We start from the raw sequence: 15,770 nt of genomic DNA on the forward strand, positions 1-15,770 counted from the left end.
CACTCATGGGACCACCTCCACGTAAACATGACGTGAAGTGTCATGTTTACGTGCCAGTGTGGCGGACACGGCGGACACGGCGGACACGGTGGCCCGCCCCGACGCGGGCGACCGTCCAGGACGAAGGAGAAGCAACACTGTGGCGAACCCCAACCTGTTCCTGATCTATGTGACCGACGTCGAACGAGCCACGCGCTTCTACAGCGACCTGTTCGAGATGGAACCGGTCGTCACGACACCGCGCTACGTGCCGTTCGAGGTCGCGCCCGGGGTGCTGTTCGCGTTGTGGAGCGGGCGTAGCGAGACCGTGACGTCCGCGACCCCGCGTACGTCCGAGGTCGGACTCATGGTCCCGGGCGCCGCTGCCGCGGTCGACGAGGTCCACGAGCGGTGGCTCGCCAAGGGCGTGACGGTCGTCGAGGAACCGCACGACGAGGTCTTCGGCCGTACCTTCGTCGTCACCGATCCCGATGGCAACCTCATCCGCGTATCCCCGGTGGACTGACCGGGCGGATCGTACGGCCGGTCGTGCGGTGGGCCGGACGGGTCGGCCGGACCGGCAGACCAGTGGACCGGCGGGAACCCGCGCGGGCCGGCCGAGCGGACGGAGTGGGCCGAGCGGACGGAGTTGGGCCGAGCAGGCCGAGGCCAAGAGCGTCGTCCCACATCAGGAGCACGCCGATTCAAGCCCGGCGTGCTTCGTCCGCCGATTGCACAGCTTCCACCGCCTGGTTGTTTCGGCGTCCCCGCCGCCGGAACACCATCGAGGCCAGGATCGAGCCGATCACCAACGGCCCGGCGACCCAGCGCATCACGGCCGACGGCCAGCTCCACACCTCGCCGGTGAACCGGCCCACCGACGCGACGGCCAGTGACGCCCCCAGCAGCACAAAGCCGAGCCCCCAGGTGCGAGTGGTCCAGACGGGCCCCCGAGCCAGCTCCGGATATTGGTGGCGCCGGTGCGTGGCCGAACATCCCAGCCACACGCATCCCAGGCCCATAGCCATCATGAATACGTCCATGGCCGCCTCGAACAACGCCATCACGTCGCGAACCTCCGCCCCTCCACCACACGAGCAACTCCGAACGCCGCAGCCGGAAGACCCGTCGCTGTGGTTCCCCCACCAGGATGAGCTTTCGGCCGGGCCCATGCGCCTGCCGGATTGGGCAGGGAATACGCCCCGCAGTATTCCGGGAACCGGCAACATGAGCGAGTACACGGCAGCGGAACCGGTGCGCGAATGTCTCGGACTCGTGAGTACCTGGCCTGCGAGTACTTGGCTTGCGAGTACCTGGCTTGCGAGTGTCTCGGGCTCATGAATACCTGGCTTGCGATTACCTCGGGCCGGAGAACGCGGGATCCGAGGGCCGGCGGACCCGGGCTCCGTTCCGCGGTACTCGGCGTCGGCGTGCGGAAATCGGCTTCGACGCCGTACGGAAACGCCTCTACTGTGACGTGGTGAAAACTCAGGTGATCGTATTGAACGGCGGATCCAGTTCGGGCAAATCCGGGATCGCTCGGTGTCTGCAGTCCACCCTGCCGGATCCATGGCTCGCTGTCGGGGTCGACACCTTGATCGAGACGATGCCCGCCTCCATGCAGGCATCGGAGTCCGGCATCGACTTCACCGCGGACGGCGGCGTGAGCATCGGAGCGGAGTTCCGGGTGCTGGAAGCGGCATGGATGGAGGGGCTCGCAGCGATGGCTCGTGCGGGCGCCCGGATCATCGTCGACGATGTCTTTCTCGGCGGGGCGGAGTCCCAGCAGCGGTGGCGGAAGGCTCTCGGCGGACTGGAGGTGTTGTGGGTCGGCGTCAGGTGCGAGAGCGCGGTCGCCGCAGGCCGCGAGATCGCCCGCGGAGACCGGCTCTCCGGTATGGCCGTGTCGCAGGCGGAGGTGGTCCACCGGGACGTGCTCTACGACCTGGAGGTGGACACCACGCGCGCCGAATCCCTGGAGTGCGCGCGGACCATCGCCGCCCAGGTCGTCTGATCACGGTCTCGGCGGCTCACCGTCGGCGGCAAGCAGGTTTTCGCACTCGACCCGGCCGTCGTCGGTGACCGTCAGCCTCCCGATCACGCGGCCGAGTCCGCGTCGGGCCTGCGGGGCGGAAGGAAGGCTCCGGGCCGTCTTGCGAGCTTTCCGAGCCGTCTTCCGGGCCCTGCGCCCGTGAGGCGGCTCGGACGGCGACATGTCGCCGTCTCCAGGCGTTCACGCCTCGCCCGCGGACCCGGGCTTCGCACCGCTGTCCTCGTGGAGTATGAGCATCGCGTGTTCGTGCTCGCCGTACCGTACGGTCTCCGTGTGCTGGAAGCCGTGCTTCTCCAGAAGTCGTACCGAGCCGGTGTTCCCGACGAAGGGATCGGCGTGGAGCGGGCGCGTCCGCTCCCGCTCCAGAAAGAGCGTCAGTGCCCGGGTGCCGATGCCCCGGCCCCAGTAGCCCCGTCCGAACCAGTACCCGATGAAGCGTCGGTGCCGATCCCACCAGGCGACGACATTGCCCGCCGTCTCGCCATCCACGGTGACGGTCTGCACGAAGACGGTCGGGTCCCCGAGGACCTTCGTGGCCCAATGGGTCATGAACTTCTCCCGGTCCCGGGGAGCGAACTTCGATCGCCGGACGGCCTCCGCGTCGTGTTCGTACCCGAAGAAAAACTCCAGATCGGCCTTTTCGACGTCCCTCAACCGCACATCGTTCGTCATACTCGGCGAGTCTGGCACCCGGCACTGACAACGACTCCGGGTCGTTGTTCGTCAGCCGATTCCGTGGCCGATTCCGTGGCCGATTCCGTGGCCGATTCCGTGGCCGATTCCGTTTGTTCCTCGGCTTGTTCCTCGGCCGCCCCCGGTGAGTGCGGGAGCCGAGGATTCCGGCGGTGAAGTCCGCCAGCCGTTCGCGCAGTTCTCCGCGTGGCACCCCCTTCTCGCCGGCCGGGTATGCGACGAGGTCGGCCCGGGTGGCGGCAAGCGGCGTGAGCGGTGAAGCCACTGTCGGCCGGGCCCGGGACGCGCTCCAGAAGGTCCCGGAGCAGCGCGTGCCACCGCTCGTAGTACTCGGTCCGGTAGGGGCTGTCCGCGCCGTTTCCTTCCAGGGCGAGCGCGAGATGGGGTTGTCGCGCTTGAAGAACAGCCCGGCATCGAGCAGGGCCGGTACGCGCTGAAGCGGCGGCGTGGCGGGCCCCAGTGGCGGAGGCCCTTTGCCACTGGGGACGCGATCGTCACCCAGGTCACCGGCCGTCCCGTGGCTCGCCACCACCTGACCCCCGACGCCCCTGCGCGTCCGGTCGGCCACGGTGATACCGGTGCAGTTCGCCACGATGCTTGCCGATATGGGCCATGCCATCGCCGGGGCCGAAGACCGCACCACCGACACCGTCCGCGGCTGACCGGCCGCCCGCCGCTCTCAGTCGACGTCAGGGTGTTCGTCGTCGGGCACCCAGCGCAGCACGTCACCGGGCTGGCAGTCGAGTGTGCGGCAGATCGCGTCGAGCGTCGTGAACCGTACGGCCTTCGCGCGACCGTTCTTCAGCACGGCGATGTTGGCCGGCGTGATGCCGACGGCGGCGGCGAACTCGCCGACCGACAGGTTGCGTTTGGCGAGTTGGAGGTCGAGGTCGACGATGATCGCCATCAGATCACCTCGGCGATCTCGGTCTGCAGGTCCGTCGCCTTGCGCAGGAGACCGCGCATGATGACGACCAGCATCGCGAACGACGCTCCGACGCCGACGGCCACGATCGCGGCGGCCAGGGCGCTGACGGCGCCCATGTTGCCGTTGGGGGAGGGGACGTCGGTCAGGGCCAGGTGGCCGGCTACCCCGATCGCCAGCAGTGTCGCCACGGCCGAGGAGCCGATGATGACATCGACCCATCGGAAGGCCAACGGTGTGAAGATCGCGTCCCGTCGGACCATGGTGAGCAGCATCCATATGGCGACGAGCGCGACTTGGACGCAGGCGATGCCGACGATCGCCACCGTCACGTAGGGCGCGGCGAACGGGGCGTAGGGGGGAAAACGGTCGACCTCGTCGGCTGCCGTGGTCGGGATGACCACGATCTGACCGAAGAGACCCACCACGATCGCTGCGGCGATACCGGCCCGGAGCATGACTATGAAGAGGCGATTCATGTATCGATTCTCGATAGATGTCGATCGAAAGTCAATCGATCGCGTGTGACGCCGGCCGTGTGTACAGCGGCGGGGTTGCGGTACGCACGGCCGGAGCATCGGCGGTTTCGTGCCCGCCCCGTACCGGCGCTTCGTGCGTGTGCTCACGGCCCACGGCGGTGTGGTGGCCTACGGGTCACGGCTTGCGTGCCGCCATCGAGCGGCGTGCGGCGTAGACGAGCGCACCGGCCGCGAGCACCGCGGCGCCGGAGACGACCGAGGCCGACGGAAGGGCGAGGGCCAGGGTCAGGCAGCCTGCCAGCCCGACGGCGGGGATCAGCCGGCGGGGGCGGCCCGCGTCGGGGGCGAGGGTCCAGGCGGAGGCGTTGGCGATGGCGTAGTAGACGAGCACGCCGAAGGAGGAGAACCCGATCGCCCCGCGCACGTCGGCTGTCGCGGCGACCACCGCCACCACGGCGCCGACGAGGAGTTCGGAGCGGTGGGGCACCTTGAAGCGGGGGTGGACGGCGGCCAGGGCGTGGGGCAGGTGACGGTCCCGGGCCATGGCCAGGGTCGTACGGGAGACGCCGAGGATGAGGGCGAGCAGGGAGCCGAGCGCGGCGACGGCGGCGCCGACGCGTACGACGGGGATGAGCCGGTCGGCGCCCGCGGCCCGCGCGGCGTCCGACAACGGAGCCGTCGCCTCGGCCAGTTGCTCCGGGCCGAGCGTCGTCAGGACGGCGACGGCGACGACGGCGTACACGACCAGGGTGATGCCGAGCGCGAGCGGGATCGCCCGGGGGATGGTGCGTGCGGGGTCGCGGACCTCCTCCCCGAGGGTGGCGATACGGGCGTAGCCGGCGAACGCGAAAAAGAGCAGGCCCGCCGCCTGGAGCACCCCGCCGACGGTGGCGTCGGAGCCGATGTCCAGTCGCGCGGCGTCCGTCGCGCCGGAGGTGAGCGCGGCGACCACCACGGCCGCGAGCACCGCCAGGACCACCGCGACGATCGCGCGGGTCAGGAGCGCGGATTTCCGCACACCCGCGTAGTTCACGGCCGTCAGCACCACCACGGCGGCCACCGAGACCGCGTGCGCCTGCCCGGGCCACACGTACGAACCGACCGTGAGCGCCATCGCCGCGCAGGAGGCGGTCTTGCCGACTACGAAGCCCCATCCCGCCAGGTAGCCCCAGAAGTCGCCGAGGCGCTCGCGACCGTACACATAGGTGCCGCCCGAGGCCGGGTAACGGGCGGCCAGCCTCGCGGAGGACGTCGCGTTGCAGTAGGCGACCACGGCGGCCAGGGCCAGGCCGAGCAGCAGGCCGGAGCCGGCCGCCTGTGCTGCCGGGGCGAGGGCGGCGAAGATTCCCGCACCGATCATCGACCCCAGGCCGATCACCACGGCGTCGGTCACGCCGAGCCGCCGCTGCAGTTCGTCCGGGACACCGGTGGTCGATGGCTTGTTCACGGGCGCGCTCCTCGGCGGTCGGCCACAGGGGTCATGGGTTCCGATATCGGCAGACGATAGAGGAGCTTCGGGAAGGCGCCCACGCCCGCGTGCGCCGTCGCTGCTTCCGTTCGCCGCCGTCCTGCTCGCCGTATTCGTCGTCCCCATGTCCATCTCGGGCAACGCCGTCGCCGGTCCGTTCGGCTTCGTCACGAAGCCGACGTATCTGCCGGGCCACCTCACCACGGACGCCGGGCGCGGCACGGGTGCCACCGGGCTGCTGATGGTGCTGCTGTGGGGGCTCGCGGCGATCTGCCCGGTCCTGGGGCTGGTCGACCTCGCGCTGACGGCTTCGCCGTCCGGGCGGGCCGGCAGGTCACCGTCGGACGCCACTGCCACCGGGTCGATGCTGAGCACGGTGCGAGCCTCGCGCGGGGGATGGTGGCGGAGCCGGCCTCGAGGGGGTGTGAGCGGTGCTTGCTCGCACCCCTCCGCCGGTGGTGTCGGGGCCTTCGGCCGGGTGTGGTCAGAAGCTGTCTCCGAACTGACGATGCTGTGGCATGCCTGCGTGAGCGTTCTCTACGGTGACGCCATGCCCACCGAACCAGCCCCAGGTCAACCCGTACGCGCATACCTCGCCACCCCCGACGGGCGACGCCTCTCCTACCTCGACTTCGGGCCGGCCGGGGGGCGGCCCTTGCTCGGGTTGCACGGGCACCTTGGCGAAGGCGCCGACTTCGCAGAGCTCGCCCGCGCCTTGAGCCCCGACGGGTGGCGGGTGGTCGCACTGGATCAGCGCGGGCACGGTGACTCCGACCGGGCGAAGCGGTACGACCGGGACGGATACCTCGACGATCTGAGTCTCCTGTTCACTCATCTGGGCCTTGACCATCAGCTTCCCCTGCCCGTCGTCGGGCACTCCCTCGGTGCCATCAACGGCTACTACCTGGCCGCGACCCGACCTGACGCTGTAAGCGCCCTGATCAACATCGACGGGCCCGTGCACCTGCCAGTCGTGGACCCCGCCCCGCTGTCCGTTCTGCTCGCCCTTCCGTACTCCGCCCCCACGCGCGAGGAACTCCTCGCCGCCTGCGGTTCGTTGACGCCCTTGCTGGAAAACGGACTGCGGCCGCACCATGACGGGTGGCGGCTCGGCTGTCACCCTGCGGACATGGTCGACTCCGACACCCGCGTCCTCGGCGACCACTGGCACCAATGGCTGGGCTCCCACTGCCCAGCGCTGCTCCTGCACGGCACGGCCAGCACCGTGCTGCCCACTGCACAGGCCCGCGCGATGGCATCTCGACGCCACGGCACCACCCTGGTCGAACTGCACGCCGACCACTGGGTTCATCTGCGGAGGCCGAAGGAGTCAGCGGTTGCAATCCGCCGATTCCTCGACTCCATGCGTTGCCCGCGTCCTCGTCGCTTCGTAGCGGCCAACATTCATGCGCAGCAGGAACGAGGCATGCCGCCGACATCATCCGGTTCCCACTGGAGCCGTGCCGATGCGGTGCCGATGCCGTGCAGCGCAGCCCGTACCGGGCCCTGACCGTCATCGCTTCCCCCGCTGGTTCTCGTGCGGGGGCAGGTGTCGCCGCGTCTCCCCGTTGTAGTCCGTCACCTTCGGCATGTCCCCCGCCGTCCGCTCCCTGACACCGCCCGTCGCCACCCGCCGTCCGTTCTCCGACGCCATCGACCGACGCCCGCCATCCGTCGCAAGGGAGCCGAGCGGCCCGTCGGGCCGGCCCGACGGGGGGCTGTCGTGATCGACAACGACCTACCAGGCATGCTGGACTTCTGGTGGCGGCCGACAGGGACGACGGGGCCTCTTCGGCCACCGCCGTGCCCGGCGCACCGTGCCCCGGCACGTACGACGGAGGAGGGGAGGGCGAAGTGCCGGAACGTACGCACGAGTTCGGGAAGTACGGGGCCCAGGGCGTCAAGGGCCACGAGTTGGTCGCCCGTCGGCTCGACGAACTCGCGGGCGGCATCGCCACCCCCGTCACCGCCAAGCGCGGCCTGATGGCCCGCCTGCACTACCTGACGAGGTCGGCCCACAGCCGCGCGGCGGCACGGGACGCCGGCCTGACCGTCACCGACCGCACCCTCAAGGCGTGGCTGGACGGCAGGCGCAGCCCCTCGCCCAAGAATCTCGAAAGGATCGAAAGGGCCTACCGCACGGTCCGCCGCGCGAACGTGGCCCGATACCTGCTCCGCCGCCTCAACGCCCAAGGGCGCGGCACACGCGTCGAGATCCACCCCCTCAACCAGTCCCAGGTGCCGCGCCCGCGTCAGAGGTTCCTGGAGTTCCGCACGCTCAACATCCGTCACTGGGACCGGATCATCGACGCGTGGGCCCGCGAGGACGATGCCGCGCTGGACGCCGCGTGGGTGGACCAGATCGTCGACCTCGGCTCGCAGTGGGGGCAGTACGAGTACTGCACCAGCGTCGGCTTCGCCGCGTAACAGGTGGTGATCGCGTGCAGTGACGCACGCTACGGCTGTGCCCTGACGCACGCTACGGCTGCGCCCCGACGGCCTCCTGCCACCCGTTCGGGGCATGACGAGCTTTCACCTGTTGTCGGTTCACTCGTTCGGCCCTGGTTGGCAGCGGTGACGCCGGGTGTCGATACCCGTTCGGGTGATGTAGGTCCCTCCAGTGACCTAATTCCAAGATGATCGTGATGAGATCAGTTTCGGAACTTTCGTCCCCTGATGGGAGAAACATGCGCATTCGAACCGCTATGGCCGCCACTGCTATGGCCGCCGCGGCCGTTCTCACCGGCGCCGGTGCCGCCGCTGCCCACTCCGGTGCGGCGGGCGCCGCCATCGGCTCGCCCGGCGTCCTCTCCGGCAACGTCGTCCAGGTCCCCGTGCACGTCCCGATCAACTTCTGTGGGAACAGCATCAGCCTCATCGGTGCGCTGAACCCGACGTTCGGCAACACGTGCGTCAACCGCTAGTGCCGTGAGGGGCAGTGGTGCCGGCAACGACACCAGGACGGCGACCGCGCCCGTGCCTGCCCTGAACAGGACTGTGCCGGTGGTCTGACACATGACGCGGGGTCCGCTCGGAATCGCCCGGGCGGACCCACGCGTGTGCGGCCTCGAAACCTCACGGCCCGCGCACAGCCCGAGTTCTCGTTCGCACCGGACAGGCGTCTGTACGCGCCCGGCGAGGGGCTGTTCAACGGGGGTCGGTACGGCCACCGGCGAGGCGTACGGCCTCATCGAAGTACGCGCGCTCACGCGATCCCTCAGGCGCTCCGAGAACGGCGAGCCCCCGGTCCGCGAACGGCCGGAACAGCCGCCCGTGCCGGACCAGAGTGTCCGGGCCCGGGGTACCGGTGTCCTCGAGCGTCGTAAGTGGCAGGGTGCGCGAGGCCCCCACCGTCATCGTCACCGCCCACCGGGTGATGTCGTCCTCTCCGAGGGGGAGGGGCGCGAAGCGCACGCCGCTCACCTCTTCCCAAGCCACCCGGCGGCGCGACCACGGCCGGAGGATCGCGACCCCGGATTCGTCGAAGCACACGGCGAACCGGCCCCGCAGCGCGAAATGCAGCACGACCGGCAGCAGCAGGCAGGCCGGGAGGAACCACCATGTGGGATGGTCCCCCAGGAGACCGAGGACACCCGCGACGGTGACCAGAACCCAACTGAACGCCGTCTCGGCGCACAGCCACTCAACCCGCAACGGCCCTTCCAGCACACGTACTTTCACCGCCGCGGCCACGCCCGCACCACCCGCCACCTCTCGCTGCCTGTGTCATCGTTCATAGCGTGCTCAAGGTAGCCCACCGCGGTGGGCCCATGGCATGAGCATGTGTACCCAACCGCGCTCTGGGGCGCGCGCCCCCACGACAGAGGGGTTGCATGTGCCGTAGCGGCATGTGGTCCAGTAGGCGGCGAGCACGACATCGAGAGGTTCCCTCGCATGCCCCTTCCTGCGATTCCCCGCCGGGTCAAGATCGGCGATGCCGCCGCGTTCGCCGGGACCACACCCCGCGCCATCCGCCACTACCACGCCATCGGGCTCCTCGCCGAACCGGAACGCGGCAGCGATGACCGCCGCCGCTACGGATACGACGACGTGATCCGCCTGCTGTGGATCCGCAGGATGGCCGATGCGGGTATCTCCCTGGATGACATCCACGCCGCCTTTAAGGGCACCACCGGCATCGAGCAGTCCCTGGCCCGCCTGGAGGATTCCCTCGCTTCCAAGGCTTCCGCCATCGAGGCCCAGCGGGCCGCCGTGAACCATCTCCGCGAGGTGGGCAGCCCCCTGGGCCTGCTCTCACCGCTGGTCACTGGCCGCCTGCGCGATCTACCGCCCGGGGCCCTGCGCTCCGCCGACCTCGACAACCTCCTGGTCACGGAGCGCATCTTCGGCCCCCTGGGCGCCGCTACCCAGGTCGACCGGTTCATCGTCCTGGCCACCCACCCCGAGCTGCGGGCCGAGGAGGACCGACTGGCCGAGGCCGAGGCGGCCCTGGACGACACCATGTCCCCCGACGACCCCCGCATCGAAGACCTGGCCGCCCAGCGATGTGATCACGAGACCGCCCTGGCAGCCGCCATCGAAAAATCCGGCCTGGAAGAGGCCCTCAACGTCCTCCTGGACCAGGAGGACGAGCACGCCGACGAGGAAAAAGACGGGGCGGGGATGAGCGTGATGGAGGCCGTCGGCAAGATGCCGTACGACTTCTCCCCGGCCCGCGTCCGGTACGAGGAACGTGTCATCGAACTGTTTCACTCGGCCGATCAGGACGGCGACAGGGACCCACGGACCTGCTGACTGGCGTCGGCGCCCAGAGCGAGCCCGACAAGAGCAGCCCGGAGTGGTGCGGCGAGCGTAACCCCATTGCCCCCGGCGGCCGTTGGAATTGTGTGACGAAAACCAAAGAGTACGCCGAGGGCACCTGCCCGCTGGTCTCCCAGTGCCGTCTGCCGCTGTCCACGCGCACCGTCAACCACCTCGCCGATCTGCTGCGCCAGCACCTCAAGGCGATACGGTCCAGGTGGCGGATCCTGCCGCCTGGGAAGATCGCAGTGATCGTCCTGGCCGTGCTGCGCCACGACCAGCGCCTGTCCGACATGGCTGGCGGCAACAACGTGTCCGAGTCCACCGTCCGCCGCTGGCGCGACGAGCTGATCACGCTGCTCGACGCCCAAGCTCCGCGCCTGGACCGCGCCCTGAAGAAGGTCGCCAAGCGGGGCGGGGAAGTAGTCCTCATCGACGGCACCCTCATCCCCACCCAGCGCCGCACCGGAAGAGCCGACCGGCGGAACTGCTCCGGCAAACACCGCCATCACGGCCTGTACTTCCTCGCCCTCACCGACGAAAACGGCCGCCTGATCTGGATATCCGCCGCCCGGCCCGGACGCACCCACGACATCACCGCAGCCCGCCACGACCACATCCTGGCCCACCTGCGCGCCGCCGGCCTCGGCGCCCTCGCGGACCTCGGCTTCCGCGGCCTGGACAACGACGTACACGACCCATGATCGTCACCGGCTTCACAGCCAGCCGCGCCCACAAGCTCAGCCCCGGCCAGAAGGACGCCAACCGTGTCCTCGCCGTCGGACGCGCACCGGTCGAGCACGGATTCGCCCACCCATTGGCGAGTGAGATCACCAGCGGAACTGCCAGAAGCTCCGCCTCGTCATGGGACCCGGCCACCAGCCGCCACTCGCGAACCACAGGATGAGATGCGTTCGCTCAGTTCAAATCCTTTTCCGGTCGGCCCGAGCTGCGTGGGGAATTCGCGGAGTCAGGCACGGTTGAGTAGCTTGGTCGGGATGTACCCCACCGCCCTTGGGGGCTCCGGCTTCGTGGCGGCGCGTACCTGGCTTTCTTTACAGGTCGTGGCCTGGTTCGTTCAGGTGGGGAACTCGCCCAGCCAGCCGCGGGTGAGCAGGTGGTGTGGGAGGTATCCGGATTCGACGTCGATCGGCATGCCGCCGTCGTAGGCGAGGCAGGCCAGGGCGAGCGGGGCCAGGGCGAGATGCCCGGCGGGCTTCTCGACCCGGTCCTCGTCGGCGGTCCAATAGGCCTTGTGGAGTTCCAGGGCCTGGACGAGGAACTCGTTGAAGCCGGCCGGGTTGTTGGTGACGAAGAGGTAGAAGAGATTGATCGGCGGGGCGAGGACGCCCTGGAGCAGGGCGCGCGGAGCCATGGTGGCCACATCCGGGTGCGACGTCTCGACGGCGAGGGTGAGCTTCTCCACCAGCCCAGGCCCTTGGAGCCAGTAGGTCTGGAGGGTGTCGACCCAGTGCCGGACGTACTCGTCGTATCCGCCGGCCGCGATGCGGTGCAGCGGGACCTGGGCCAGTTCGGTCATCCGTTTCTGGTCCCGGCACACCACGGCCAGCCAGAACGTCGTCAACCACGTACCGAGATTTGCGTAGCTCGCCGGGCCGGTGGCAGGGAGCGTGCGCATCTCCCGGTTGATGCGGCACTCCACGGTCCCCTCGTCCGCGCACGCGGTGGCGAAGATCGCAGACCCCAACTGGAGCGTGTTCACCACGGCTTCCCACGTCTCAAGCCTCGCCGCGCGCGGATCGACGGTACAACGCGCACCAAGATGCAACACCGCGTCGTTGAAGGTTACATCGAGTGAGTGCGGATACTCCTCCAACTTGTCAATGTCCTCAGCCAGATTCCCCCCGAGATACTCGGCCCATTCCTCTTCCGTGGCGCCAGGCGTGAAATGACGGGTCACGATAATGGTCACGGTAGAGTCCCCTTGGAGATGTCGAAACGCTGATAGTGGTGTCCATTGTACGCGTGTCCGTTGCGGTCGCCCTTGACGACCACGTAGTCCAGCTCGCCGTTATCCAGCGCAGTCTTCAATGCGCGGGCGAGGTCCCGTTCGCTCTTGATCGTCTTACCTCGCTCCTTCATTTCGCTGATGATGTCGAGGAAATATTCTCGCGAGCCTTGGGAAGCTCTGCGCCCGTCGGGAAGGTTCCGGGCTCCGAGTTTCGTGTCCACGCTGCTCTTGGCTTCGATGACAACGTATCTGCCGTCCGGTCGGCGCCATACCTGGTCGAATTGGTCATTGCCATTCTTTGGCCCATGAAGCGTCTGCTTGACGGCCCCGGGGTGGTTTTCCGCTATGTAGTGGTGCTCCGCGACGAACTCGCCGTAGTTCTCCGTCACCTTGATCATCTGCGCGTGCGATTCCCTGTACACGCCGCGGCTTTCCGACCACAGGCCCAGGGATTCGTCCGTCCCGTGAATCTTGTAGGCGGATTCTGCATCCTTCTTGAGCAATTCAGCGATCTTGTCCCACGCGACTGCGAAGTAGCGGTTTCTGGTTGCTTCCTTCAGCCTTGCCAGGCGCGTCCCATCCGACACCGTGTCCGCGCCTCTGTGGACGAGTTTCGGATCGAGGTAATGAGGCTTCGGGGGCTCGGGAGCGTCCTTGGCTGCAATCCAGGGGGAATTTTCGCCCGTTCTTGTGAGCTGCGGTGGTGTGGTGAGGCTCTCGTCCTTGAAGTCGAGATTCTTTCGATTTCCGTTGCTCTTGTAATAATTTTCGAAATATCCAGGTTCCTTGTTGGCTCGATAGACCTGGATCTCTTGGATCTGCTTCTCGGTGAGATGCCCGGGCGGGCCGTACGGGTTGTCGCCGTCCAGCATGAAGCTGGGACGTTTCACCGGATTGTGCGAGGTGCCGGATCCCCCCGTCGCCGCATCGTCGGCCGCGCGGGACGCGTCGTCCGCGCCGGTGGCGAGGTCGTCCAGGCCGCCCGAGCCCGGCGTGCCCGGGTGGGCGCCGCCCGTGCCCGGGCCGTCGGTGTGGCCGGTACCGCCCGGCCCGTCCGTGTGGCCGGGGCCGTTCGAGGGCTCCGGGTGGGCGCCGGAGGTCGGGCCGTCGGTTCGGCCGCTGCCCGTCGCCGGGCCATCGGTGTGGGCGCGGTTCGGGGGCGGGGGGTCGGCGTGGCCGCCCCGCGGGGCGTTCAGGTCGTTGCGCGGCATGCCGTTGCCGACGTGTCCGCCTGGCCGGTGGTCGGGTGCGTGGCCGCCCGGGGTGGTGTCCGGGTGGGGGCCGGGGGTGTGGTCGCCCCGGGACAGCGGGTTTGGGGCGTGGTCCGGGTGGCGGAGCGGGTCGAAGATGTCGGAGCCCAGGCGGATCGCGTCGTCGCCGTTGCGGGCGCCGACCGCGGCCAGTTCGCGTTCCGGGACCGTGGCCGTGGCGGGCGCGTGCGGGTTCGGAGCGGCGGTCCGGGGGGTGCCCTCGCCTGGGGCCGGATCGCCCTTGGGGGCGTTCTCGGCCCGCTGGATGAGCGCGCCCTCGGCGTCGTAAAGGTGACCTGCGGGGTCCATGAACTGCGCGGGACCGTCTACGGGCAGTTTGACCGTGCCTGGTGGGAAGGTGACGGTGCCCTCGGGGAGCTTGACGGTGCCGTCCGGGAGTCTGAACGCGCCCTCCGGAACCGCCGTGCCCGACGGGAGATGAATCGTTCCGTCAGGCAGCATCTTCGAGCCGTCCGGGAGCGCGACGGCGCCGTCGATGTTGATGTTCGGGACCTCGAAGGCTCCGATGCCCTTGAGGCCGGTCATGACGTCGCCGATCTTTGCCAAGCCCGCACCGGCGCCTTTGAAGACGTACGTCATCGGGTCGATGGCCCTGCCGGCCTTGCCGGCCAGCGAGATCGTCCTGGCGGCGGCTCCCGCCTTGCCGGCGCCACCTGCGGCGCCGCCGACGCCACCGGTGAACACCGTGGTCAGGGCGTTGAAGGTGACCCCACCGGCGGCGCGGGCGGGGTTGGAGCCCCATGTGTCCCATGCCACGAGAGCCTTGCCGGTCTCCTTCATCGCGGTACGCGAGTCGCGCAGCCAGGACGGCAGCATGCTGTCGGGGGCGGCCCAGTAGGCGATGCCGGCGGTGGGCAGGAGGGTGATCACCACGCCCGTCAGGAGTTTGCCCAGGCCGGTCCAGGCCTGTCCTGCCGCGTCCCAGCCGTCGACGCCGACCAGGGTGCCCAGGCCTTTGATCGTGCCCCATACGCCGTCGACTATGAGCCCTTTGCCGAACTCCCAGGCGTGTTCCCATACTTGCCAGTAGGGGATCGACTCCTCGACGGCGTCGCCCCAGGGCAGGCTCTCGGACTGCTTGAGGGCTTCGGCGTCGTAGCCGTACATGCCTTCGGCGTTGGAGCCGTCGTTGACCTTCAGAGGCGTGCCGCCGAACAGCGCGACGATCTTGGCGTGGCAGGCCCGTTCCGCCTCCTGGAACTGGGTCCACACCTCGGCGATCTCGTTGCGGCGAGCGAGGTTCTCGTCGATCAGGTCGCCGTCCTCGCGCCACTTGTCGTCGTCGGCGATCCGGGTACGGAACTTCTCCGCCTCGACGCGCAGCTCGTTCAGGCGCTTGACCAGCGGGCGGATGTTTTCGGCGTACGTGCCGAGCGCTCCGGAGATCACGCACATGTCGGAGCTGAGCCGCAGGGCCTTGTCCGCGACGGGCTTGGTGGTGGCGAACAGTTGGTCGGCCTCGGGCGCCTGATAGAAGGCCCGCAGCCCACCGAAGGTGGTGTGGATATCGCTGCCCGCGGTGGAGATCTTCGGACCGTGGCCGCTGAGGGCCTTCACCTTCGCGTCGAGTTCCGCCTCGTTCCCGGTGAAGACGGGCACCTCTCCCGGGATGACCGGCTCGTCGCCGCTCACTTCTTCCCCCTTATGCCCTTCAGAAGGTCCAGACGTACCTGGCGGGCCGCGTCCTGGGCCTCCTTGGCCGTCTCCAGGTCGCCTTCGACGTACGCGTTCGTGGCCTTGGCCGCGCCCAGGACGGCGGCCTGGGTCCGCTCGGCCATCGACGTGAACTCCTTGCCGCGCTCCACCAGGTACTCGGAGAGCGCCGCGGCCACCGGTCCCAGGGCCTTGCGCGTCAAGTCGTCCGACGGCGACGGGGGCCCTTGGAGCCGGGTCACGGCCGCTGATCCGGGTACCGCAGTCCCGGCGGCCTTGGCCGCCGCCTGCATGTCCTCGATCATCGCGTTCAGGGCCTTCTCCAGCTCCCCGGCCTTGGTGCCGGTGAGCCGCAACTGGCCCTGTACGCCCTGTGGTTTGATGTCCCAACCCGTCATGGACCGCCCCCCACGTGAATCCGTCAGTTGGTAACCGGTGAACCTTCAGCCGGAGTTGTCGGCCTGACCGCCGACGTCGTCGGGCGGTCACGCCGATGTCGTCGGGCGGTCAGCCGAT

16 protein-coding genes and 1 pseudogene are annotated in these 15,770 nt (G+C 69.0%); 7 read left to right on the top strand and 10 right to left on the bottom strand.

Features of this window, described 5'->3' with window-relative positions; all coding sequences use genetic code 11:
* Positions 1 to 139: 139 nt before the first annotated feature.
* On the top strand, positions 140 to 505 hold the full coding sequence (locus tag ACGF2V_RS25105; protein ID WP_362709161.1) for a VOC family protein: 366 nt from the start codon (positions 140 to 142) through the stop codon (positions 503 to 505).
* Between the two features lie 178 nt (positions 506 to 683).
* Here the strand turns inward: ACGF2V_RS25105 and ACGF2V_RS25110 are convergent, their stop codons facing one another.
* On the bottom strand, positions 684 to 1,043 hold the full coding sequence (locus ACGF2V_RS25110; protein ID WP_362709159.1) for a hypothetical protein: 360 nt from the start codon (positions 1,041 to 1,043) through the stop codon (positions 684 to 686).
* A 428-nt stretch (positions 1,044 to 1,471) separates the two neighbouring features.
* Here ACGF2V_RS25110 and cpt point away from each other — a divergent pair, with 428 nt between their 5' ends.
* Positions 1,472 to 1,993 carry a chloramphenicol phosphotransferase CPT gene (cpt, locus tag ACGF2V_RS25115; protein WP_392913120.1) on the top strand — a complete coding sequence of 174 codons (522 nt, stop codon included), beginning with the start codon at positions 1,472 to 1,474 and terminating at the stop codon, positions 1,991 to 1,993.
* A 219-nt stretch (positions 1,994 to 2,212) separates the two neighbouring features.
* On the opposite strand, the gene ACGF2V_RS25120 is transcribed toward cpt, so the two are convergent.
* The 5 genes and pseudogenes from ACGF2V_RS25120 to ACGF2V_RS25140 all read right to left on the bottom strand — a co-directional run bounded on the left by ACGF2V_RS25120 (position 2,213) and on the right by ACGF2V_RS25140 (position 5,576).
* Positions 2,213 to 2,704, bottom strand: a complete 492-nt coding sequence (locus ACGF2V_RS25120) for a GNAT family N-acetyltransferase (protein ID WP_362623816.1) — start codon at positions 2,702 to 2,704, stop codon at positions 2,213 to 2,215.
* A gap of 151 nt (positions 2,705 to 2,855) precedes the next feature.
* A pseudogene (locus ACGF2V_RS25125) lies at positions 2,856 to 3,197 on the bottom strand (TetR/AcrR family transcriptional regulator); the annotation flags it as partial.
* Between the two features lie 207 nt (positions 3,198 to 3,404).
* Positions 3,405 to 3,632 (bottom strand): helix-turn-helix transcriptional regulator, encoded by a 228-nt coding sequence (locus ACGF2V_RS25130; protein WP_362623819.1) that lies wholly within the window; start codon positions 3,630 to 3,632, stop codon positions 3,405 to 3,407.
* Entirely contained in the window at positions 3,632 to 4,129 is a 498-nt protein-coding gene (locus tag ACGF2V_RS25135) for a DUF2975 domain-containing protein (RefSeq protein ID WP_362709154.1), read from the bottom strand. The genes ACGF2V_RS25130 and ACGF2V_RS25135 overlap by 1 nt, the downstream gene beginning before the upstream one ends.
* 175 nt (positions 4,130 to 4,304) lie before the next feature.
* Entirely contained in the window at positions 4,305 to 5,576 is a 1,272-nt protein-coding gene (locus ACGF2V_RS25140; protein WP_362623825.1) for an APC family permease, read from the bottom strand.
* A 145-nt stretch (positions 5,577 to 5,721) separates the two neighbouring features.
* Between ACGF2V_RS25140 and ACGF2V_RS25145 the strand changes: the two genes are divergently transcribed.
* The 3 genes from ACGF2V_RS25145 (at position 5,722) to ACGF2V_RS25155 (ending at position 8,521) form a co-directional block, all read left to right on the top strand.
* Entirely contained in the window at positions 5,722 to 7,107 is a 1,386-nt protein-coding gene (locus ACGF2V_RS25145) for an alpha/beta hydrolase (RefSeq protein ID WP_362709151.1), read from the top strand.
* 344 nt (positions 7,108 to 7,451) lie between these two features.
* On the top strand, positions 7,452 to 8,024 hold the full coding sequence (locus tag ACGF2V_RS25150; RefSeq protein ID WP_362623831.1) for a transcriptional regulator: 573 nt from the start codon (positions 7,452 to 7,454) through the stop codon (positions 8,022 to 8,024).
* 260 nt (positions 8,025 to 8,284) lie between these two features.
* Positions 8,285 to 8,521: a chaplin gene (locus ACGF2V_RS25155; RefSeq protein WP_362709148.1), complete on the top strand. Its 237-nt coding sequence runs from the start codon at positions 8,285 to 8,287 to the stop codon at positions 8,519 to 8,521.
* Between the two features lie 223 nt (positions 8,522 to 8,744).
* Here ACGF2V_RS25155 and ACGF2V_RS25160 read toward each other — a convergent pair whose 3' ends face one another.
* Entirely contained in the window at positions 8,745 to 9,251 is a 507-nt protein-coding gene (locus ACGF2V_RS25160; protein WP_362709145.1) for a hypothetical protein, read from the bottom strand.
* Positions 9,252 to 9,491: 240 nt separating this feature from the next.
* Here ACGF2V_RS25160 and ACGF2V_RS25165 point away from each other — a divergent pair, with 240 nt between their 5' ends.
* Both ACGF2V_RS25165 and ACGF2V_RS25170 read left to right on the top strand, forming a co-directional pair.
* Positions 9,492 to 10,352, top strand: coding sequence for a MerR family transcriptional regulator (locus tag ACGF2V_RS25165; RefSeq protein WP_362623839.1), 861 nt, complete (start codon positions 9,492 to 9,494; stop codon positions 10,350 to 10,352).
* Between the two features lie 92 nt (positions 10,353 to 10,444).
* A complete protein-coding gene (locus ACGF2V_RS25170; protein WP_362709143.1) occupies positions 10,445 to 11,062 on the top strand; it encodes a transposase family protein in 618 nt (205 codons plus the stop codon).
* A gap of 374 nt (positions 11,063 to 11,436) precedes the next feature.
* On the opposite strand, the gene ACGF2V_RS25175 is transcribed toward ACGF2V_RS25170, so the two are convergent.
* From ACGF2V_RS25175 to ACGF2V_RS25185, 3 genes are all read right to left on the bottom strand, one after another.
* Positions 11,437 to 12,195 (bottom strand): immunity 49 family protein, encoded by a 759-nt coding sequence (locus ACGF2V_RS25175; protein WP_392913132.1) that lies wholly within the window; start codon positions 12,193 to 12,195, stop codon positions 11,437 to 11,439.
* Between the two features lie 92 nt (positions 12,196 to 12,287).
* Positions 12,288 to 15,233, bottom strand: a complete 2,946-nt coding sequence (locus ACGF2V_RS25180) for a hypothetical protein (protein WP_362623844.1) — start codon at positions 15,231 to 15,233, stop codon at positions 12,288 to 12,290.
* The gene (locus ACGF2V_RS25185) at positions 15,230 to 15,652 is read right to left on the bottom strand and encodes a DUF6507 family protein (protein ID WP_362709141.1); all 423 of its coding nucleotides are present in this window, start codon (positions 15,650 to 15,652) and stop codon (positions 15,230 to 15,232) included. Before ACGF2V_RS25185 ends, ACGF2V_RS25180 begins: the two co-directional genes overlap by 4 nt.
* Positions 15,653 to 15,770 lie beyond the last annotated feature (118 nt).

This window comes from Streptomyces sp. NPDC047982, assembly GCF_043204165.1.
GTDB lineage: Bacteria > Actinomycetota > Actinomycetes > Streptomycetales > Streptomycetaceae > Streptomyces.

Coding starts and splice junctions, on each gene's coding strand:
- ACGF2V_RS25110 (WP_362709159.1), bottom strand. CDS start 1,043: ATGGCGTTGTTCGAGGCGGCCATGGACGTATTCATGATGGCTATGGGC.
- ACGF2V_RS25155 (WP_362709148.1), top strand. CDS start 8,285: ATGCGCATTCGAACCGCTATGGCCGCCACTGCTATGGCCGCCGCGGCC.
- ACGF2V_RS25130 (WP_362623819.1), bottom strand. CDS start 3,632: ATGGCGATCATCGTCGACCTCGACCTCCAACTCGCCAAACGCAACCTG.
- ACGF2V_RS25185 (WP_362709141.1), bottom strand. CDS start 15,652: ATGACGGGTTGGGACATCAAACCACAGGGCGTACAGGGCCAGTTGCGG.
- ACGF2V_RS25120 (WP_362623816.1), bottom strand. CDS start 2,704: ATGACGAACGATGTGCGGTTGAGGGACGTCGAAAAGGCCGATCTGGAG.
- ACGF2V_RS25145 (WP_362709151.1), top strand. CDS start 5,722: ATGTCCATCTCGGGCAACGCCGTCGCCGGTCCGTTCGGCTTCGTCACG.
- ACGF2V_RS25165 (WP_362623839.1), top strand. CDS start 9,492: ATGCCCCTTCCTGCGATTCCCCGCCGGGTCAAGATCGGCGATGCCGCC.
- ACGF2V_RS25135 (WP_362709154.1), bottom strand. CDS start 4,129: ATGAATCGCCTCTTCATAGTCATGCTCCGGGCCGGTATCGCCGCAGCG.